The organism is Streptomyces sp. NPDC048424 (assembly GCF_040651555.1).
Taxonomy (GTDB): Bacteria; Actinomycetota; Actinomycetes; order Streptomycetales; family Streptomycetaceae; genus Streptomyces.
Genome location: NZ_JBEZKE010000031.1, coordinates 66,983 through 85,423, shown reverse-complemented (window position 1 = coordinate 85,423; position 18,441 = coordinate 66,983). Strand labels below are relative to the sequence as shown.

The following is an 18,441-nucleotide window of genomic DNA, read 5'->3' as shown; positions in this document are numbered from 1 at the left end:
GCGCCGGGGTGTCTCCTCGGGCGCCGAACGTGTCGGGAGGTCGGGGAGCTCGGCGGCAGTGCGTTCGACGCCCTGCGGGGATCACCCCGACACACGCCCGACCCCGCCCCAACCGGCCCGGTCCGCCTTCACATCCGGCCGGATCGGGCGAAGCGCGCCGGGCTGATCCCCACGTGCCGCCGGAAGTGCCGGTTCAGGTGGGCCTGGTCGTAGAAGCCCGCGGCCGTCGCCGCCTCGGCCGGCCGCATGCCCGCCAGCAGCAGCCGCCGCGCCAGCGCCACCCGCCGCCCCGTCAGGTACGCGTGCGGCGGCAGCCCGTACGCCGTCCGGAAGCTCCGGATCAGATGGGTGGGGTGGACGTGGCCCAGCTCCGCCGAGGCCTCCTCCAGGCCGATCCCCTCGGTCACCCGCGCGTCGATCAGCTCGCGCAGCCGTACGGCGAGCCCCGCGCCCGGCGCCCCGTACGCCCTCGGGGCGCGGCCCGCGAGCCACCGGTGCAGCCGTTCCCGTACGAAGGCCAGCCGTGACTCCGCCTCCAGCCGCTCGACGGCCCCGGCCGGCAGCTCCCGCGCGCCCAGCGCCCGGTGCAGCCCGTGGACGCGCTCCCGCAGCACCGGGTCGAGCAGCAGCGGGGCGTCGACGGCGGCCCCGGTGAGGCGCTCGGGCAGGACGGAGGCGTCGAGGTAGAGGACCCGCTTGCGGAATCCGGCCGCGGTGACGGTCCGCCCGTCGTGGACCACCCCGGGCGGCAGCAGGACCACGGAGTCCCGCAGCCCGACGCCGTGCCGCTCGCGGTCCAGCGCGAAGTCGACCCGCCCGCCGTCCAGGATCATCAGCGCCCAGGTGTCGTGCACGTGCGCCGGATAGGCGTGGTCGGTGAACCGGGCGTGGAAGACCTCGGCGATCCCCGGGACCGGCGGCTGCCAGGCGGAGACCGCACTGCGCGGACGTATCGCGACCATGTCAGGAACGTACAAGACCGCCGCCCGCTCGTACCGCAGCCTGTCCACATGACGACACACAAGGTCAACATCGCCGAGAAGCTGGCCGGTTTCACCGAGCAGTGGGCCCCGCACCGCATCGCTCGCATCAACGACTACGAGGTCAAGGCGGCCAAGCTCCAGGGCGAGTTCGTGTGGCACAGCCACGAGGACACCGACGAGCTCTTCCTCGTGATCAGCGGCACCCTGACGATCCGCCTGCGCGACGGGGACGTGGTGCTGGGGCCGGGCGAGATGTACGTCGTCCCGCGCGGGGTGGAGCACTGCCCGGCGGCGGACGAGGAGGCGGCGATCCTGCTGTTCGAACCGACGGGCACCACCAACACGGGCACCGCCGGCGGCTCCCGCACCCGCGCCCCGATCGACGCCTAACCCAACGCCCTGGGCTCCGCCCCGGCCCCCGCTCCTCAAACGCCGGAGAGGCTGAATATGGTGCGGCGGGGTTGGACGGGTGCCGCTCAAAGATCGGGGCTCCGCCCCGGACCCCGCGCCTCAAACGCCGGCGAGGCTGGATTTGGTGCGGCGGGGCTGGATTTGGCTGGGCTGGGATCGAAGCGGGCCGGTTGGGGCGGGGTCGGGTGTGTGTCGGGGTGATCCCCGCAGGGCGTCGAACGCACTGCCGCCGAGCTCTCCGACCTCCCGACACGTTCGGCGCCCGAGGAGACACCCCGGCGCGCGCCCGGCCCCGTCACAACCGGCCCCCACGCGTACGGCCCGAGCGGCGCAGCCAACCGGCACAACCGGCCCCACCCCTGCCGAACCGCCGGAGGCAACCGGCGCAGGCGACTAGCCCGGCTCTCCGCCCACGATGCCGCGCGCGACGCCCAGGGTCACCAGGTCCTGGGGGCGGATGCGGAGTTGGTCCGCGGTGGCCGGGGCGGCCGACGGGGGGCGCTTGAGGATGGCCGCCGCCAGTTCCGGGGCGATGACCGAGAAGTAGCTGTCCGGGGTGACCCAGGTGTTGCCCGGCGCGGCCAGGGCGAGGGCGCCGCCCGAGCCGCCCTCGCCGATCAGCAGGGTGGTGACCGGGACCGAGGCGCCCGCCAGCGCGGCGAAGGTGTCGGCGATGGCCGCGCCCGCGCCCGCGTGTTCGGCGGCGGCGTCGTTGGCCGCGCCCGGGGTGTCCACCAGGGTGAGCACGGGGATGCCGAGCCGGTCCGCGAGGCGGATGACACGGGCCGCCGTACGGTAGCCCGCCGGGCGGGTGGCGGTGCCGCACTGGGCGGCGTAGGCCACGGCCCGGCCCTCCCGCAGCCCGAATCCGCACAGCATGCCGGGATCGGTGCCGCCCGCCCGGTCCCCGGAGAGGGGCAGGCGGAGTTCGAAGTACGCGTCCAGGTACGCCGGCGCGTGCGGGCGGTCCGGGTGGCGGGCCTGGCGGACGGCGTCCCAGCCGGTGGTCGGCGGCGCCGTGTCGGCCAGGGCGGCCGGCGGTTCGACGGGCCCGGCGGGACGGGGCGCGGCCAGCACGCGCAGCCAGTCGGCGAGGGCGCCGGGCAGCTCGGCGGCGGGGACCACGGCGTCCACGTGGCCGGCGGCGTACTGGCCCTCGGCGGAGTACGCCGCCGGATCCGCGTCCGCCGGGCGCACCCGGGAGCCGGCGAAGCCGACCTGCGCACCGGGGAGCGCGAGGACCACGTCGGCCCCGGCGCCGAGCGTGGCCCAGCCGCCGCCGGTGGTCGGATCGCGCAAGACGGCCAGCTGGGGGAGGCCCGCCGCCCGGGTCAGGACGCTCTGGCGGGCCACGCGCTGGAGCTGGGTCAGCGCGAGCATGCCCTCCTGCATGCGGGAGCCGCCGGTGGCGATGAGCGAGACGAGGGGGAGACGGTGCTCGCGGGCGTGGGCGTACGCGGCTTCGAGCCGGTCCCCGGTGCGTTCGCCGAGGGATCCGCCGAGGAAGCCGAACTCGAAGGAGATGACGGTGGCTTCGCGGCCGCCGATGCGGGCGGTGCCGACGACGACGGACTCGTGCTCGCCCGTGCGGTCGGTGGCGCGGGCGCGGGAGTCGTCGTAGCCGGTCCAGGCCAGGGGGCCGTCGGCGGGGGACTCCCTTCGGGGGGCGGGGAGTTCGGCGAAGCTGCCGGCGTCGGTCACGGAGGCGATGGCCGCGCGGGCCGAGAGGCGGGTCGTCGTCACGGGGTCACCCTAGGGGGTGTCTCCGTGAGGGGTCCGGGCGCCGCCGAGGGGGAGGGGGACGTCCAGGGGGCGGGCCGGGGGGATGAGGGCCGCGGCGAAGAGGAGGGCGGCGAGCGGCAGCAGGTCGAGGCTCACGGCCGTGGTGACCGTGCCCAGTACCACCATGACGGGGCGCCAGGGGCTGATGCGACGCCGGACGGCGAGCTGGACCAGGAGCCAGACGAGTCCGACGTAGAAGAGCATCGGGCCGACGGTGTAGACGGCGGGCAGTACCCCCGGGTGGCTCTGGACCTCTTCGAAGAGCCGTTCCATGCCCGGCCGGTCGGCGGCGCGGAAACCGACGACGAGGTCGATGGCGGCCTGGGCGACGACCGCCAGCGTGCCGGCGAGGCCGAGCAGGGTAGCGGCGGACGCGCTGAGCCGGCCCGCCCGGGTGGTGGGCTCGGCCGTCCGGCGCAGGGCCGGGAAGACCACGGCGAACAGCGACACGCCGGCGAGCAGTGCGATGTGGCCCGCGGCCCAGGCGGGGCCCGGACCGTGGTCGGGGTCGCTGAGCCGGATGAGCCCGTAGGCCAGCATGCACAGGGGTGCGGTGATGAAGGCGGCCCGTGTGACGGTCGTGCGGCGGTGTCCCCGTGCTGGATTGGTCATGCACTGATCATGTTCGGCGGGGTGCCGGGCCGTATCCGGCATCACCCGGAGGGCACCCCGAGGCGTCCCTGAGTCCTCCCGGACCGCCTCACCCGATGGAGGGGAGGGGGAAGGCGATCTTCAGGGCGTAGGCGGCGACCAGGCCGTAGCCGAGGCGGAAGGTCCAGACGCGGGCGGTGGCGGAGATCCGGGCGCCGGCGAGCGAGCCGAGCACGACGAGGGTCTGCTGCCAGAGGAGCGAGGCGGCGCCGACACCGAGGAGGAAGGCGGCTCCGGCCGGGCCGGTGCGGAGGGTGGCGCCCTGGGCGGTGGTGAGGGCGGCGAAGTAGAGGGCGGTGGTGGGATTGAGGGCGGTGAGGCCGATGTAGCGCGCGAAGGCCGTTGCCGCGGGGCGCGTGCCGGTGCGGGTTTCCGGGCCGGGTGCCGCGCCGTTGCCGGGGGCGCTGCCCCCGGAACCCCGCGCCTCAAACGCCGGCGAGGCTGAGAGATCGGGGCTCCGCCCCGGACCCCGCGCCTCAAACGCCGGCGAGGCTGGATGGTGCGGCGGGGCTGGAGTTGCCCCCGGCGGGGCTGGGGGTGAAGGGCGGGGTGCGGAGGTGAGGCCTCGGGTTGCGATGGTCAGGAGGATGGCGGCCGAGGCGAGGCGGACCCAGGCTTCGATGGGGGAGACGTGGGAGGCCACCCAGGGGCCGACGGCGGTGGCCAGGGCCGCGTAGCCGAGGTCGACCACGGCGATGCCCGCGGCCGCGGCCATCGCCGTGCGGCGGTGCCGCATGGCCTCCTGGAGCAGCAGGACGCTCATCGCTCCCATCGGCATCGCCACGCCCAGGCCCGCGACCGCGCCCGCCAGGGCCGGTGTCATCAGTTCGCTCATACGGAGAGGGTCGGCCCCGGCACCCGAGGGATGCGCGCGAATACCGGGCCCGGCTGAGAGAATCGCGGTATGGACCGCCTCGACAGGGAAATCCTCGGCATCCTGCAGGAGGATGCGCGGATCTCGTACCGGGACCTCGGTGTCCGCGTCGGCCTCAGCGCCAACGCCACCGCTGACCGGGTACGGAGGATGCGCCGGGAGGGGGTGATCCGCGGGTTCACCGTCGTGGTGGATCCGGCCGCCGACACCGCCGGCGGGCTCGTCGTCTTCATCGACGTCACCCTGCGCCAGGACACCACCAACGAGGAGTTCGAGCGGAAGGTCGCCAAGCTCCCCGGGATCACCGAGGCCGTGCACGTGACCGGCGAGCACGACTACCTCGTACGCGCCCGGGCCGCCGACCCCGCCGCCCTCGACGGGCTGCTCCGCCGGCTGAAGCGGGAGGCGGGCGTGGCCCAGTCCAACACCCGGCTCGCCCTCCGCGCCGCCAACCGCCCGGCCTGAGGTCCCCCTACGGCTTGTGCCCGACGCGGTGCCGCTCGATCTCCAGGGCGAGGTCACCGCGCTCCCGGCGGGCCGGGTCGGCCTCCTCGCGCACCTTGTCGAGGCGCTCCTCCAGGCGGCAGACCCGCTCCCGGCAGCGTTCGAGTTCGGCACGGACGAACTCGGCGTCGGCCACCTGCTGCGCCGTCTCCGCCTCGGCGGCCTTCTTCGCCTCGGACGCCTGCCGCTTCTCCTCCTTGCGCTGCTGCCGTGCGGACGGCCGCCCGCCCTCCTACAGCGCCGACTCCCACGTCACCGACGTGCCCCGCGTGCCCGACTCCGTGCGGCCGTCGTCCGCCACCGTCAGGCGGACGCGGGACGGGTTCGCGTCGACCCCCACCTCGATGGAGGTGACCCCGCTGCGCCGGTGCGCCGCGGCCAGGGCGGTGCGCAGGGCGGCCAGGAGCTCGCCCGCGACCGGATCCGGCAGCAGGGCGTCCACCGCGCCCGCGAAGTGCACCGACGGCTGGAAGCCGAGCAGGACGGCCGCCCCGCCCGTCTCGCGCAGGACCAGCCCCCGGAAGGTCGTCGGGGCGTCGGTCGGGGGCTGCTGGAGGGCGAAGATGGCCGTGCGGACCTCCTGGATGGTGGAGTCCAGTTCGTCGACGGCGCGGCTGAGCTCGTCGCCCACCGTGTCCCCGGAGGGGGCGTTCGCGGCGCGCCGCCGGGTGCTCTCCAGCATCATCTCCGTGGCGAAGAGCCGCTGGACCACGAGGTCGTGCAGGTCCCGCGCGATCCGGTCGCGGTCCTCGTAGACGGCGAGCTGCTCCCGGTCGTGCTGGGCGTCCGCGAGGACGAGGGCCAGCGCGGCCTGGGAGGCGAACTGCGAGGCGAGCAGCCGGTCCACCGCGTCGTACGGGGGGCCGCCCCGGGCGCGCGGCAGGGCCAGGGTGCCGATCAGCTGGCCGCCGCTCTGCAGGGGCAGCATCATGCTCGGGCCGAACCGTTCCCGCACGTGCGTGGTCATCCGGGGGTCCGTCGCCGAGTCCTCTATGAAGACCGGCTCGCCGCCGAGGAGTTGCGTGAGGACCGGGCTGCCGGGGGCGATCGCGGTGCCGACCAGGTCGCCGGGGTCCCCGTGGGTGGAGGCGGCGACGATCTCCATGCCGCCCTCGGGGGTCGGCTGGAGCACCACGCCGGCCGCCGCGTCCGCGAGCAGCCGGGCCCGTTCGGCCACGCACATCAGGGCGTCGGCCGCCGGGCTGCCGGCCAGCAGGGTCGTGGTCACGGCGGCGGCGCCGTCGATCCAGCGCTCGCGGCGGCGCGCGGTCTCGTACAGCCGGGCGTTGCCGATCGCTATGCCCGCCTGTGAGGCCAGTACGCGCACCAGGGCGAGGTCCTCGTCGGTGAACGGGCCGCCGCCCCGCTTCTCCGTGAGGTAGAGGTTGCCGAAGACCTGCGTGTGCACCCGGATCGGGACGCCCAGGAAGCTGTGCATGGGTGGGTGGCCCGGTGGGAATCCGGCGGCCCGGGGGTCCTGGGTGAGGTCGTCCAGTACGAGCGGGCGCGGGTCGCCGATGAGGACGCCGAGCAGCCCCGAGCGCCCGTCCGGGAGGCGGGGGATCGCGGCCCGCTCCGCCTCGGTCAGCCCGGCCGTGAACAGCCCGGTCAGCCGGGCGCGCTCGGGGTCGACGACCCCGAGCGCGCCGTACCGCGCCGAGCACAGCTCGGCGGCCGAGTCCACGATGTGCTGGAGGGTGGTGTGCAGTTCCAGTTCGGAGCCGACGCTGAGGACGGCCTCCAGCAGCACCGGGAGGCTCGCCCCTTCCTCGTCCGGCCTCCCGCCGGGACCTTCCTCGGGCTCCTGCCCGGAGCGCGTCATTCGGCCAGTGGGTTGAGGACCATGGGGGCGATCTTCCCTTCGAGCATCGCGCCGAGACCGAGTACGGCACACACGTCCGGCCGTTCCGCGATGGCGACGGGCATTCCGGTGGCGTCCCGCAGCATCTGGTCCAGGCCCGGCAGCAGGGCGCTGCCGCCCACCATCATGATCCCCCGGTCCGTCAGGTCCGCGACCAGGTCCGGCGGGCAGTCCCGCAGCACCTTGCCGATGCCGTCGAGGACGGCGGTCAGCGGCGTGTGGATGGCGTCCCGTACGGCCGCGGTGTCCACGTGGACGGAGCGGGCCAGTCCGGTGGCCACGTCGCGGCCGTGGATGAGGGTGGAGGCCGGTCCTTCTGCGGTGATGCCGTTGCCGTGCAGGGCCAGTTGGAGCGGTCGGACGGCCTGGCTGGGCAGCATCAGCTCGTGCGCGTGCCGCAGGTGCTGGACGACCGCGTGGTCGATGGCCTCGCCGCCGACCGGGATCCGCTCGGCGGTCACGATCGAGCCGAGGGAGAGGACGGCGACCTGGGTGGCCGCGGCCCCGCACACCATGATCATCGTCGCGGTCGGCTGCTCCACGGGCAGTCCGCAGCCGACGGCCGCCGCGATCAGGGTGTCGACCAGTTCGACGCGTCGGGCGCCGAGTCCGACGAGGGTCTCCACGGTGGCCCGCTGGGCCAGCGGGTCCGCGTCGTGCGGGGTGCAGGCGGCGGCCCGCAGCCGGGGCTTGCGGCGCAGGGCGCGCCGCAGCTTCTCGCCGAGGAGGTGACGCAGCATCCGCTGGGCCATCTCGATGTCGACGACGGTGCCGCCGGAGACGGGGCGTACGACCCGGATGTAGTCGGGCGTGCGGCCGGTCATCCGCTCGGCGAAGGTTCCGACGGCGATGAGTGCGCCGGTGCGCGTGTTGACCGCGGCGACGCTGGGTTCGTCGACCACGAGGCCGGCGCCCTTGACGTACACGCGGGTCCTTGCCGCCCCCAGGTCGACGGCGACGTGGCAGCGGCGCAACTGCTCAAGACTGACGGTCACGGCAGATCCTCCCGAGAGCGCTGACGCAAGAGGACCGGCGGAAATGCCGGTCACTTTTCATATCATCTCGGACATTTGGGTCTAACCGCCCGTTGGGCTGCTCCGGCCGGGGGTGCGCCGCGCCTGCATGGGGGTGGATTTCTGTACCGACAGGCAGCACCATGCCCGCACCGCACGCGCTACTCACGCGTAACAAGGTAAAGGGGACTCGATGCTGACGGCCCGACAGAGACTGCTGGCACTCCTGACGCTCTGCCTGGCGCTGCTGGCGCCCTTCCCGGCCCATGCCGCCGACCGGGTCCAGGCCCCGGCCCCTGACCGGGCGTCATCGCGCAATCCGGTGATCTTCGTGCACGGCTACAACGCCGATCCGGGCGTCTGGGGAGCCCTGCGCGGGGACCTGCGCGCCGCCGGGTACGCCGACTCCGAGCTCTTCTCCTGGGGCTACGACACCCACCAGTCCGTCAACGAGGTCCTCGCCGGGCGGCTCGGCGCGTACGTCGACCAGGTCCGCCGGGACACCGGGGCCGCCCGCGTCGACGTCGTCGCGCACTCCTTCGGCTCGCTCGTGAGCCGCTGGTACGTGAAGTTCGGCGGCGGCACCGCCACCGTGGACCACTGGGTCTCGCTGGCCGGCCCCAACCGGGGCACCTCCACCGCGTGGGCCTGCGCCCTGTGGGACCAGGCCTGCCGGGACATGACCCCCGGGTCGTACGTGGTGAAGAACCTGAACGGCGGGGACGAGACCCCGGGCGCGGTGAAGTACGCGACCTTCTGGTCCAACTGCGACGAAGTGGTCAACCCGGACGACAGCGTCCCGCTCGCCGGAGCCGCCAACACCACCGTCGGCTGCCTCAAGCACAACGACCTGCTCGGCGACGACGGCACCTCGGCGGGCGTCCGCGCCTTCCTCGCCTCCTAGGCCCCTCCGGGCTGGGCGCCCTCCACCGCGACCCGCTGGAGCAGGCCGTACGTGAACTCCGCCACGCACGGCCTGCCCCGCGCGGCGAAGGCGAGGCGCCAGCGGGTCGGGGCGGTGCCCTCCATCGGCCGGACCGGGGCGAAGGCCCGCGCCACCTCGTCCACCGTGGCCGACCAGGGCCGCAGGTCGTCCGGCGACTCCAGTACGGGCCCCCGCGCGCCCGGGGCGCGCACCAGCCACTCGTTCCACACCGCCCCGTCCGGCGCGGCCAGCACCTCGAAGCGCAGATCGGGCCAGAGCGGCAGCGGCCACAGCAGGGCCTCGCACTCCAGATCGCCGATCGTGCGGCGCTCGGCGGACTCCGGCGGGCCGAGCACCGAGCGGTACCGGGCCAGGGCCCCGCGGGAGCGGGGCGACCTGACCATCGCCTGCCAGTGCTTGTTGGCCTCCCGCTGGTCCGCGAGCGAGGCGCCGAGCCGGTGGCGGGCCTCGTCGGCGAGATCCGGCTGGAAATCCGACATCCGCCGCAACAGCACCAACTGGAAGGCGGTGGGACCGAAGGAAGTCATGGAAGGAACGATTCCACACAGGATCCTTACGTTCTCGGAATACGGATGTTGCCGCCGACCACGTAGCCTGCGGGCGCCATGAACTACTGCCACGCATGCCGGAGGCACCTCAACGGCGCACTGGCGTGCGCCGGATGCGGAACCCCCGCCGAGTACCTGGTACCCGCCGCGCCCGTAGCCGTGCCCGCCCCCGCGGCGCCGGCCCCGGAGCCGCCGCCGGTCCTGGCCGACGTGTTCGCGGACTCGCTGGTCGAGCTGTCCGCCCCGAACGAGCGCAGGCAGGGCGCGCGCCGCCGGGCCACGCACCGAAGACGCCGCCGCACCGTGCTGACCATCGGGCTCGGCCTGGCGATCGCGCTCGGGGGTTCGCTGGCGGTGGCCAACCTCGCCACCGACGGGCAGCGCACCGACCGGGCCGCCACCGTGGTGCTGACCGACGACGGCCCGCAGCAGCCCGCGCCGCTGCCGGACGGGCCGACGGCCGGGGCGCCCACGGGGCCCGGGAAGGCCACAGCCAAGGCCCCCGCGGGCACGAAGAAGTCCGGGTCCGCGGAACCCTCCGGGAGCGCTGCCGCGCCGGGTCCGAGCTCGTCCGCCCCCGAGCCCGCGCCCGTGACCTCGGGGCCGCCGACCGGCACCCCCGGCCCGGTGGGATCCGTACGGCCCACTTCTTCGGGCAAGCCCTCCCAGAGCATCACCGGCTCCGCGCAGACGCCGACCCCGTCCCCGCCGGCGCCCAGCCCCACGCCGCCCAAGGACTGCGGCTTCCTCGGCATCCTCTGCTGGGGCGACTGACCCGGGAGCGCCCCGCCGGGTCGGGCAGGATCCGAAAGAGAGGGCCTAGCCGCCGAGCATCCGCTTGAGCAGGTCCCGCAGCACCGCCCGCTCCGCCGGGGACAGCCCGGCCAGCGGTTCGCGGGCGAAGTCCAGCGACTCGCGCAGCCGCTCCGCGGTCTGCAGCCCCTCCTCGGTGGGGGCGGCCAGCTTGACCCGGCGGTCGGCCGGGTCCGGGCGGCGCTCGACCAGGCCGCGGGTCTCCAGCCGGTCGACTATCCCGGTCACGTTCGAGGGCTCGCACCTCAGCTTCTGCGCGATGCGGCGCATCGGCGTCGGCTCCAGGGAGAGCATGTTGAGCACCCTGGCCTGCGCGCCGGTCAGCTGGTGGCTGGCGGCCGCGTGCTCGTACTCCATGTGATAGCGGGCCACGACGTCGCCGATGAGTTCGACGACCTCGACGGTCACTGGGTCTACGCGACGACTGGGCATGGATCCAGCTTACCCATTTACTTGACAACATGAAATATCCAGGCGCATGGTTGTTTCACCTAGTGAACCAATTTCGTTCTTACCAGGAGCATCCCCATGTCTGAGATCCCCGCCGTGAGCCGCGAGTGGCACCTCGTCCGTCGCCCGCAGGGCTGGCCCGTAGCCGAGGACTTCGCCCTGCGCGAGGTCCCCGTGTCCGCCGAGCCCGCTGCCGGCCGGATCCTCGTGCGCAACCTCCACATGTCCGTGGACCCCTACATGCGCGGCCGGATGAACGACGTGAAGTCCTACGTCCCGCCGTTCCAGCTGGACGAGCCGATGCAGGGCGGCGCGGTCGGCGAGGTCGTCGCCTCCGCCGCCGAGGGCTTCGCCGTCGGTGACCACGTGCTGCACCACCTGGGCTGGCGCGAGTACGCCGAGCTCGACGCGAAGTTCGCCACCAAGGTGGACGCCTCGCTCGCCCCGCTCTCCGCCTACCTCGGCGTCCTCGGCATGCCGGGCCTGACCGCCTACGCCGGCCTCTTCGAGGTCGCCTCCTTCAAGGAGGGCGACGCCGTCTTCGTCTCCGGCGCCGCCGGTGCGGTCGGCAGCCTCGTCGGCCAGTTCGCCAAGATCAAGGGCGCCTCCCGCGTCATCGGCTCCGCCGGCTCGGACGACAAGGTGACGCTGCTCACGGAGAAGTACGGCTTCGACGCCGCCTTCAACTACAAGAACGGCCCCGTCGCCGAGCAGCTGCCGGCCGCGGCCCCCGAGGGCATCGACGTCTACTTCGACAACGTCGGCGGCGACCACCTGGAGGCCGCCATCTCCTCGATGAAGGTGAACGGCCGCGCCACCCTGTGCGGCGCGATCGCCGGCTACAACGACACCGAGGCCGCCCCCGGCCCGCGCAACCTCATGCAGGTCATCGGCAAGCGCCTGCGCCTGCAGGGCATCCTCGTCAACGACCACGCCGGACTGCAGCAGCAGTTCGTCCAGGACGTCGCCGGATGGCTGCGTTCCGGTGAGCTCCGGTACGACGAGACGGTCGTCGAGGGCGTCGAGAACGCGACGTCCGCCTTCCTCGGCATGCTGCGCGGCGAGAACACCGGAAAGATGATCGTTTCTTTCACCGGTTAGGCTCACTGCACACCGTCGTGACCGTGGGCGCGAGTCGCGGCGATTACCAGGAGGATTTCCTTACATGTCCATCCAGCAGTCCGACGTCGCGTACACCGCCGTAGCCACCGCCGAGAACGGCCGTGACGGTCGCGTCGCCACCAACGACGGCCAGCTCGACGTCGTCGTGAACCCGCCGAAGGAGCTCGGCGGCAGCGGCGCCGGCACCAACCCGGAGCAGCTGTTCGCCGCCGGCTACAGCGCCTGCTTCCAGGGCGCCCTGGGTGTCGTCGCCAAGAACGTGAACGCCGACATCTCCGGCTCCACGGTCACCGCCGAGGTCGGCATCGGCAAGAACGACGAGGGCTTCGGCCTGATCGTCAAGATCTCCGCCGTGATCCCGAACGTGGACGCCGCCACCGCCAAGGACCTCATCGAGAAGGCCCACGAGGTCTGCCCGTACTCCAAGGCGACCCGCGGCAACATCACCGTCGAGCTCGCCGTCTGATCCGGCACCGCTCAGCGAAGGCCGCCCCCCGCTCCGGGGGGCGGCCTTCGCCGTGGACGGCCGCCTTAAACTGGCCCCATGCGTGATCTTGCGGGGGGTTTCCGGTATCTGCTGGCCGGCCAGCGATGGGTGTTCCGGCACGGCCGGTGGCTGGGCTTCGGGCTGCTGCCCGGGCTCGTCTCGCTGGTCCTCTACGCCGGCGCGCTGATCGGTCTCGGCTACGGGGCCGACGACCTGACCGCCTGGGCCACCCCCTTCGCCGACGACTGGTCCACGCCGTGGACCGGGCTCCTGCGCGGCTTCCTGACCGCGCTGGTCTTCGGCCTCGGACTCTTCCTCGCGGTGATCACCTTCACCGCCGTGACCCTGCTGATCGGCCAGCCCTTCTACGAGTCCCTCTCGGAGCAGGTCGACCGCAGCGAGGGCGGCGAGGTCCCGCAGTCCGGTCTCCCGCTCTGGCGGGAGCTGTGGATCTCGGCCCGCGACAGCGTGAAGGTGCTCGGACGGGTCCTGCTGTACGGGATCCTGCTCTTCGCCCTCGGCTTCGTCCCGGTGGTCGGGCAGACCGTGGTCCCCGCGCTCGGGTTCTGCGTCTCCGGGTACTTCCTGACCCAAGAGCTCACCGCCGTCGCCCTGCAGCGGCGCAAGGTGGACCTGCACGAGCGGCTGGCACTGCTGCGCTCGCGGCGGATGCTGGTGCTCGGCTTCGGGGTGCCGCTCGTGCTGGCGTTCCTGGTCCCGCTGGTCGCGGTGTTCCTGATGCCGGGCGCGGTGGCGGGGGCCACGCTGATGGCGCGCGACCTCATGGCCGTCGACGAGGCCCCGTCCGCCGGGGCGGCGCCGGGCGGCCCGGCCGCACCGCAGGACCCGTCCGCCCCGGCCGGCTTCGGACCGCCGCCGCCCGCGTACTCGTAACGCCTGGAAGCCCCGGGGAAGTCGGGTGCAAACCATCCGCTTCCGGACCGCGCGTAGCCGACTCGTGATCGGCCGGCGGCCTCCGTCACCCCCCGGCGGGCCCGTAGTATGCATGGCGGCAGCAAGTGCCGAGGCCGTCTCTCACTGTCCCCCAGTCCGCCCTGGCCGGGAGCCTCGGGAGAACCCCGGAGCCGGGCAGCGGCTTGCCGAGCCACGACCGGCCGCCGGGCCGAGGACCGACCAGCAGTAGGGACACCGCAGTGACAGTCAGTACCGAGGGCACGGTCGCCGTGCTGCCCCCGGGCGGACCGGCCGCGCCCGCCCGCCCGATACCCGCCGTCCGGCGCGGTCCCGGTTCGCGCGGCACGCTCCTGCTCCTCGAAGCCGTCGTCGCGTTCGGTGCGGCGCTCGTGCTCCCCCTGCTGGCCGTCCGCTTCAAGCTCGACCCGCTGGACCGGATCGCGCAGGTCAGCGGCCTCGCCGCGATCCAGCTGCGGTTCGCGCTCGTCGGTCTGCTCTTCATCGCCGCGGTGGGGCTGGTCATGCGGCTGCGGGGAGGCCGGCACTTCGACCTGACCGCCCGGATCGCCGCCGCCGCCCTCGCGGGCCTGGCCAGCGGCTTCGTCGCCGCCGGCGCGGTCGTCGCCCTCCACGGGACGCCCTGGCCGATGTTCGGCCTCAACGGCGACAGCGGCCGCATCGTCGAGTGGGCCCACGCGGTGGCCAACGGCCGCCCCTCGGGCTCGCCGGTCTACCCGCCGGCCCCCCTCTACACCCTCGGCTACTACGCCGAATGGTTCCGCGGCGGCAACACCGCGTACGCGTTCAAGGACCTCCAGATCCTCGGCGCCGCCGCCTTCGGACCGCTGGTCTACCTCTGCTGGCGCATGCTGCTCGGCCCGGTCCGGGCCCTCGCCTTCGGCGTGGCCCCGGCCTTCGCGCTGATCGACGCGTACAAGCCGTACAGCCAGACCGTGCTCGTGGTCCTCGTACCGGTCCTCGTGGCGATGGTGGTGTCGCTCAGCCGCACCGGCACGCAGGCCTGGCGGCCGCTCCTGCTCAAGGGCGCCGGATTCGGCGCGCTGCTCGGCGTGCTGTTCCTCACCTACTCGGGCTGGTTCCTGTGGAGCGCGGCGGGGGTGCTGTTCGCCGCGCTGCTGTACTTCCCGTGGCGGACCGGCCGGCTCGGCCGGCTCAAGGGCGCGGCCTTCCTCGGCGCGTCCCTGGCCGCCTTCCTCGTGGTCGCCGGGCGCTACCTCGCGGTCATGCTGACCGAGGGGCAGACCACCAAGGACTACAACTTCCGGTTCGACAACTTCACCGACCCGGCGTACTACCTCATGTGGCGCACGGACATGCCGGGCAAGGTCGGCGAGTGGCCGCCGCCCGGCGAGTACGGCGGGGTCGGCCTGTTCGCCCTGGTCACCTTCGTCTGCCTCGGCGCCGCGATCTGGCTGGGCCTCCGCAGGCCGATGGTGGTCACCGTCGCCGCGATGTTCATCAGCGCGTGGGTGATGCGCATGTACATCGCCTCGCACATGTACGAGACGCAGACCGTGCAGCTCTACACCCGCACGAACAACCAGCTCCTCTACTGCGGGCTGCTGCTGTGCGCGCTGGTCGTCCACCTGGTCTCGCAGCGCATGGCCGCACGCCGGGCCGAGTCCGCGAGCACCACGGAGGGCACCGGATTCCCCGGCCGCGAAGGCGCGGTGATCGGAACCCTGTGCGCGCTGCTGCTGCTCCTCGGCACCGTGTCCTCCTCCATGGCCGACCGCTACATGCCGGCCAAGGAGAACACCTACCGGATCCTGCCGTGGGTCTCGCACACCATCACGGAGCAGGACGGCAGCTGCCCGACGTACGCGCCCGGCGGTACCTGTTCCAAAGACGGCGACCAGAGCTGGCTGAGCTTCATCCGATGACCCGGGGGAACCGATGATCTCCGCACTGACGCGGCTGGCCGACTGGTCCGCCGGCACACCCAGGCGGCTCTGGCTGATCTCGTTCGCGCTGTTCTTCGCCCTCGCGGGCTCCTGGTCCGCCGCCAGCCCCATCGGCGGCTCTCCCGACGAACACGCGCACTTCGTCCGCGCCGCGGCCGCCGCCCGGGGCCAGATCAGCGGACCGCTGGTGATGGTCCCGCACCGGGTGGCGGGAATCGACGGGCAGTTCGCCGAGGCCGGGATGCAGCTCCCGCAGTGGTACGGGAACCTGGCCACGGTGCACGAGTGCTACGCCTGGCGCCAGTCCCAGCCCGCGTCCTGCGCGCCCTCGCTCGGCGCCTCCGAGAAGATCGTCACGGTGCCCACGGCGGCCGGCCGCTACCACCCGGCCTACTACCTGGCGACCGGCTGGCCGAGCCTGCTGGTCGACGGCCCCAAGGGGCTGTACCTCATGCGCTTCGTGTCGGCGCTGCTCTGCTCGGCCCTGCTGGCGAGCGCGGTGGTCACGGCCGCCGAATGGCGGCGGCGCTCGGTGGCGGTCCTCGGCGTGCTCGCCGCGGCCACGCCGATGACGCTCTACATGTCCGGCATGCTCAACCCCAGCGGCGGCGAGATCGCCGCCGGGATCCTGGTGTGGACGGCCCTGCTGTCGATCGTCCTGTCACCCGACCCGGTGCTGCTGAACCGCCGGCTGGCCCGACTGGGCGTCGGCGGCCTGGTGCTGATCAACATCCGGCCGCTCGGACTGATCTGGTTCGGCGGCGCGGTGGTCTTCTGCCTGCTGCTGACGCAGCGGCGCGGAGTGCTGGGACAGGTGCTGCGCCGCAAGGCCCTGTGGCTCTGGACGGCCCTGCTGGGCCTGGCGACGGCCGGTGCGCTGCTCTGGGCGGCGAGGCACCCGGACCGTTCGAAGATAGACATCCCCGACTCGCTCACCGCGGCCGTGGCCGCCAAGCGCACCCTCGGCAACACCGACTGGTACATCAAGCAGATGGTCGGCTTCTTCGGCTGGCTGGACACTCCGGGTCCGGCCCTGCTGTACCTGGTGTGGATGGGGGTGCTCGCGACGCTCGTCGTGCTGGCGCTGGTCTACGGCCACCGGCGCGACGTGGTGGCGGTGCTCGGCATGCTGGTGGCCGTCGTGATGGTGCCGGTGGCCGCGCAGGCCTCGGAGGCGGAGCGGATCGGCATGGTGTGGCAGGGCCGCTACCTGCTGCCCTTCGCCGTCGGCCTGCCGCTGATGGCCGTACTGATCTGCGCCACCCGCGTCCCCGAACGCGGTTTCCCCCTGCGCCGGCTGGTCGGCCTCTCCGCCGGCGGCTTCGCGGTGGCCAACGTGGCGGCCTTCTACTGGACGCTGCGCCGGTTCGCCGTCGGCAACAAGGCCTCGTGGGTGCCGACCTCGGCGCACTGGGCCCCGCCCGGCGGCTGGGTCTTCTGGACCGGCGTGTACACGGTGGCGGCGCTCGTCATCGTGGTGCCCGCCCTGGTCTCGGACCGCAAGGCCGCCGCGCCGCGGCTCCCGGACCTCGACACCCCGCAGGCGGACCGCCCCGTGCGGGTGCCCGAGCCGGCCTGACGCACCCGCCTGACGCAACCCGCCCGAGGCGCCCCCGCCCGACGCACCCCGTCAGGCGGGCGGGCCGGCGACCTCGGCGGTCACCACCGACGGCGTACGGTCGTCCGCCTCGACGAGCAGGGTGCCGCCCGGGGCCCACACGGCCGCCCGGCCGCAGCCGGTCCACGGGCCCGCCGGGCCGACGTGGTTGGCGAGGACGACGTACAGGCCGTGGTCCCTGGCGATGCCCGGGTACACGGCGGCGCGCTCGCCGATGCCGTCGCCCGTCCCGTACAGGGAGCTCGCCAGGTGCACCCGGCAGCCGTCGGCGGCGCCCCGGCCCGGGAGTTCGGGGAAGTGGTTGTCGTAGCAGACGCCCAAGGAGAAGCGGATCCCGCCGAGTTCGAAACGCCCGTCGCCCGTGCCGGGCGCGAAGAGGTCCTGCTCGTGCCGGAACAGGTGCTGCTTCGCGTACGTCGTCACGTGCGCGCCGTCCGCGGCGTGGACCAGCGTCGCGATGGCGGGACGCGGACCGGCGGTGGGCAGGGCGACGTTGACGGCGGTGGCGATCCCGGCGGAGCGCAGCGGGTCCAGACGCGGGTCGTCGGCGGCGGTCCACAGGCCGGGATCGGCCGCCAGCGCGTCCAGTTCGTATCCGGTGAGCGTGAGCTCGGGGAACACCACCAGCTCGGCGCCCTGTTCGCGGGCCGCGGCGGCGAGCACGGCGGCCCGCGCGACATTCGCGTGGACATCGGCGGGGATGCAGGTCATCTGGGCTGCGGCGATCTTCACTTGGCCGAGGATGCCGGACCCTGTCGCGGCCGGGTTCTCCGGGGGGTCGACGTACCGGCGGGGCGGAGGGATGCTGTAGTCGCGCCCTCACGGAGCGCGGTCGACGGTTCCGGCGGGCGGGGGGTCCCGATGCGACGCGACGGCTCAGCCCGGTGACGGCCCCCGACTGGGTCCAGCCCGTCCTCACCGGTGCCTTCCTGGTCCTCGCGTACCGGGTCGTCCGCACGTCCGGGACGGGGCTGCGGGCGGCCGTGGCCTTCATGGTCGTGCTCAACGTGGGGCTGCTGTGGCTGATGTGGGACGAAGGGCCGCCGTGGGCGGTGCCGGCCGTCATCGCGGTCTCCCTGGTGGCCGCGGTGGTCAACACCGTCGCCGCGGCCCGGACCGCCCTCGAACGCGTCGAGCGCGTGGACACCGCCCGCTTCCGTGACCTCGTGGAGCACGTCGCGAGCTCGGACGGGCCCCAGGTCCTGGGCGTGTGCGTGACCTACACCGGCGCGCTGGTCCTCACCGCCTTCGGCAACGACGCCCGGCCGCAGGGCCGGCAGTTCCACCTGCCGCCCGGCCCGGACTGCCCGTTCTGCCTGGTGGAGGATCAGATACGGGGGTTCCTCGGGGCGGTGGACCCGCTGCTGGGCGAGTACCGCAGGCACCTGCGGGCGGGCAGCAGCCGCCACCTCCTCGTCAGGCGCTCGTCCACCGCGCAGCCCTGGACGGGCCGGCTCCGCGACCGGGCGTACTACCGGGTGCCCCGCCGCCGGCCCTCCTGCCCGGTCCACGACCCGCTGCTCGGCACGCCGTAGCCG

The 18,441-nt window shown here is 73.8% G+C and carries 20 protein-coding genes; 10 read left to right on the top strand and 10 right to left on the bottom strand.

Annotation, left to right across the window (positions count from 1 at the left end; translation table 11 throughout):
- Window positions 1-128: 128 nt before the first annotated feature.
- Window positions 129-962, bottom strand: coding sequence for an AraC family transcriptional regulator (locus AB0D29_RS31650; protein ID WP_362858932.1), 834 nt, complete (start codon window positions 960-962; stop codon window positions 129-131).
- 48 nt (window positions 963-1,010) lie between these two features.
- Between AB0D29_RS31650 and AB0D29_RS31645 the strand changes: the two genes are divergently transcribed.
- Window positions 1,011-1,373, top strand: a complete 363-nt coding sequence (locus AB0D29_RS31645; protein WP_362858931.1) for a cupin domain-containing protein — start codon at window positions 1,011-1,013, stop codon at window positions 1,371-1,373.
- 414 nt (window positions 1,374-1,787) lie between these two features.
- Here the strand turns inward: AB0D29_RS31645 and AB0D29_RS31640 are convergent, their stop codons facing one another.
- The 3 genes from AB0D29_RS31640 to AB0D29_RS31630 form a co-directional block, all read right to left on the bottom strand.
- Window positions 1,788-3,137 carry a carboxyl transferase domain-containing protein gene (locus tag AB0D29_RS31640; RefSeq protein ID WP_362858929.1) on the bottom strand — a complete coding sequence of 450 codons (1,350 nt, stop codon included), beginning with the start codon at window positions 3,135-3,137 and terminating at the stop codon, window positions 1,788-1,790.
- A gap of 9 nt (window positions 3,138-3,146) precedes the next feature.
- On the bottom strand, window positions 3,147-3,788 hold the full coding sequence (locus AB0D29_RS31635) for a hypothetical protein (RefSeq protein WP_362858928.1): 642 nt from the start codon (window positions 3,786-3,788) through the stop codon (window positions 3,147-3,149).
- An 88-nt stretch (window positions 3,789-3,876) separates the two neighbouring features.
- Window positions 3,877-4,662 carry a LysE family transporter gene (locus tag AB0D29_RS31630; protein WP_362858926.1) on the bottom strand — a complete coding sequence of 262 codons (786 nt, stop codon included), beginning with the start codon at window positions 4,660-4,662 and terminating at the stop codon, window positions 3,877-3,879.
- A 69-nt stretch (window positions 4,663-4,731) separates the two neighbouring features.
- On the opposite strand from AB0D29_RS31630, the gene AB0D29_RS31625 reads away from it, so the two are divergent.
- Window positions 4,732-5,166, top strand: a complete 435-nt coding sequence (locus AB0D29_RS31625) for an Lrp/AsnC family transcriptional regulator (protein ID WP_351294733.1) — start codon at window positions 4,732-4,734, stop codon at window positions 5,164-5,166.
- 7 nt (window positions 5,167-5,173) lie between these two features.
- Here AB0D29_RS31625 and AB0D29_RS31620 read toward each other — a convergent pair whose 3' ends face one another.
- The 3 genes from AB0D29_RS31620 to AB0D29_RS31610 all read right to left on the bottom strand — a co-directional run bounded on the left by AB0D29_RS31620 (window position 5,174) and on the right by AB0D29_RS31610 (window position 8,061).
- Window positions 5,174-5,341, bottom strand: a complete 168-nt coding sequence (locus AB0D29_RS31620) for a hypothetical protein (protein WP_362858925.1) — start codon at window positions 5,339-5,341, stop codon at window positions 5,174-5,176.
- Window positions 5,342-5,437: 96 nt separating this feature from the next.
- Window positions 5,438-7,027: a GAF domain-containing protein gene (locus AB0D29_RS31615; RefSeq protein WP_362858923.1), complete on the bottom strand. Its 1,590-nt coding sequence runs from the start codon at window positions 7,025-7,027 to the stop codon at window positions 5,438-5,440.
- A complete protein-coding gene (locus tag AB0D29_RS31610) occupies window positions 7,024-8,061 on the bottom strand; it encodes a rod shape-determining protein (protein WP_030711274.1) in 1,038 nt (345 codons plus the stop codon). Before AB0D29_RS31610 ends, AB0D29_RS31615 begins: the two co-directional genes overlap by 4 nt.
- A 211-nt stretch (window positions 8,062-8,272) precedes the next feature.
- Between AB0D29_RS31610 and AB0D29_RS31605 the strand changes: the two genes are divergently transcribed.
- Window positions 8,273-8,983, top strand: a complete 711-nt coding sequence (locus tag AB0D29_RS31605) for a triacylglycerol lipase (RefSeq protein WP_362858921.1) — start codon at window positions 8,273-8,275, stop codon at window positions 8,981-8,983.
- Here the strand turns inward: AB0D29_RS31605 and AB0D29_RS31600 are convergent.
- Window positions 8,980-9,552, bottom strand: coding sequence for a hypothetical protein (locus AB0D29_RS31600; protein ID WP_362858920.1), 573 nt, complete (start codon window positions 9,550-9,552; stop codon window positions 8,980-8,982). The two genes, AB0D29_RS31605 and AB0D29_RS31600, sit on opposite strands and share 4 nt — an antisense overlap.
- Before the next feature lie 78 nt (window positions 9,553-9,630).
- Between AB0D29_RS31600 and AB0D29_RS31595 the strand changes: the two genes are divergently transcribed.
- Window positions 9,631-10,347: a hypothetical protein gene (locus AB0D29_RS31595; RefSeq protein ID WP_362858919.1), complete on the top strand. Its 717-nt coding sequence runs from the start codon at window positions 9,631-9,633 to the stop codon at window positions 10,345-10,347.
- Window positions 10,348-10,392: 45 nt separating this feature from the next.
- Here the strand turns inward: AB0D29_RS31595 and AB0D29_RS31590 are convergent, their stop codons facing one another.
- Window positions 10,393-10,818 (bottom strand): MarR family transcriptional regulator, encoded by a 426-nt coding sequence (locus AB0D29_RS31590; RefSeq protein ID WP_030711285.1) that lies wholly within the window; start codon window positions 10,816-10,818, stop codon window positions 10,393-10,395.
- Between the two features lie 96 nt (window positions 10,819-10,914).
- Between AB0D29_RS31590 and AB0D29_RS31585 the strand changes: the two genes are divergently transcribed.
- The 5 genes from AB0D29_RS31585 (at window position 10,915) to AB0D29_RS31565 (ending at window position 16,864) form a co-directional block, all read left to right on the top strand.
- Window positions 10,915-11,937: an NADP-dependent oxidoreductase gene (locus AB0D29_RS31585; RefSeq protein WP_362858918.1), complete on the top strand. Its 1,023-nt coding sequence runs from the start codon at window positions 10,915-10,917 to the stop codon at window positions 11,935-11,937.
- A 64-nt stretch (window positions 11,938-12,001) separates the two neighbouring features.
- A complete protein-coding gene (locus AB0D29_RS31580; protein WP_030011104.1) occupies window positions 12,002-12,424 on the top strand; it encodes an organic hydroperoxide resistance protein in 423 nt (140 codons plus the stop codon).
- A 78-nt stretch (window positions 12,425-12,502) separates the two neighbouring features.
- Entirely contained in the window at window positions 12,503-13,339 is an 837-nt protein-coding gene (locus AB0D29_RS31575) for an EI24 domain-containing protein (protein ID WP_362858916.1), read from the top strand.
- A gap of 260 nt (window positions 13,340-13,599) precedes the next feature.
- Window positions 13,600-15,264, top strand: coding sequence for a hypothetical protein (locus AB0D29_RS31570; protein WP_362858914.1), 1,665 nt, complete (start codon window positions 13,600-13,602; stop codon window positions 15,262-15,264).
- 13 nt (window positions 15,265-15,277) lie between these two features.
- Window positions 15,278-16,864, top strand: coding sequence for a DUF2142 domain-containing protein (locus tag AB0D29_RS31565; RefSeq protein WP_362858913.1), 1,587 nt, complete (start codon window positions 15,278-15,280; stop codon window positions 16,862-16,864).
- Window positions 16,865-16,915: 51 nt separating this feature from the next.
- Here the strand turns inward: AB0D29_RS31565 and AB0D29_RS31560 are convergent, their stop codons facing one another.
- Window positions 16,916-17,635 carry a carbon-nitrogen hydrolase family protein gene (locus AB0D29_RS31560; protein WP_362858912.1) on the bottom strand — a complete coding sequence of 240 codons (720 nt, stop codon included), beginning with the start codon at window positions 17,633-17,635 and terminating at the stop codon, window positions 16,916-16,918.
- Window positions 17,636-17,787: 152 nt separating this feature from the next.
- Between AB0D29_RS31560 and AB0D29_RS31555 the strand changes: the two genes are divergently transcribed.
- Window positions 17,788-18,438, top strand: coding sequence for a hypothetical protein (locus AB0D29_RS31555; RefSeq protein ID WP_362858911.1), 651 nt, complete (start codon window positions 17,788-17,790; stop codon window positions 18,436-18,438).
- Window positions 18,439-18,441 lie beyond the last annotated feature (3 nt).

Excerpts from the sequence above, each read along its gene's own strand:
- AB0D29_RS31625 (WP_351294733.1), top strand. The coding sequence starts at position 4,732 with ATGGACCGCCTCGACAGGGAAATCCTCGGCATCCTGCAGGAGGATGCG.
- AB0D29_RS31605 (WP_362858921.1), top strand. The coding sequence starts at position 8,273 with ATGCTGACGGCCCGACAGAGACTGCTGGCACTCCTGACGCTCTGCCTG.
- AB0D29_RS31645 (WP_362858931.1), top strand. The coding sequence starts at position 1,011 with ATGACGACACACAAGGTCAACATCGCCGAGAAGCTGGCCGGTTTCACC.
- AB0D29_RS31565 (WP_362858913.1), top strand. The coding sequence starts at position 15,278 with ATGATCTCCGCACTGACGCGGCTGGCCGACTGGTCCGCCGGCACACCC.
- AB0D29_RS31650 (WP_362858932.1), bottom strand. The coding sequence starts at position 962 with ATGGTCGCGATACGTCCGCGCAGTGCGGTCTCCGCCTGGCAGCCGCCG.
- AB0D29_RS31590 (WP_030711285.1), bottom strand. The coding sequence starts at position 10,818 with ATGCCCAGTCGTCGCGTAGACCCAGTGACCGTCGAGGTCGTCGAACTC.
- AB0D29_RS31595 (WP_362858919.1), top strand. The coding sequence starts at position 9,631 with ATGAACTACTGCCACGCATGCCGGAGGCACCTCAACGGCGCACTGGCG.
- AB0D29_RS31585 (WP_362858918.1), top strand. The coding sequence starts at position 10,915 with ATGTCTGAGATCCCCGCCGTGAGCCGCGAGTGGCACCTCGTCCGTCGC.
- AB0D29_RS31600 (WP_362858920.1), bottom strand. The coding sequence starts at position 9,552 with ATGACTTCCTTCGGTCCCACCGCCTTCCAGTTGGTGCTGTTGCGGCGG.
- AB0D29_RS31575 (WP_362858916.1), top strand. The coding sequence starts at position 12,503 with ATGCGTGATCTTGCGGGGGGTTTCCGGTATCTGCTGGCCGGCCAGCGA.
- AB0D29_RS31580 (WP_030011104.1), top strand. The coding sequence starts at position 12,002 with ATGTCCATCCAGCAGTCCGACGTCGCGTACACCGCCGTAGCCACCGCC.
- AB0D29_RS31635 (WP_362858928.1), bottom strand. The coding sequence starts at position 3,788 with ATGACCAATCCAGCACGGGGACACCGCCGCACGACCGTCACACGGGCC.
- AB0D29_RS31630 (WP_362858926.1), bottom strand. The coding sequence starts at position 4,662 with ATGAGCGAACTGATGACACCGGCCCTGGCGGGCGCGGTCGCGGGCCTG.
- AB0D29_RS31615 (WP_362858923.1), bottom strand. The coding sequence starts at position 7,027 with ATGACGCGCTCCGGGCAGGAGCCCGAGGAAGGTCCCGGCGGGAGGCCG.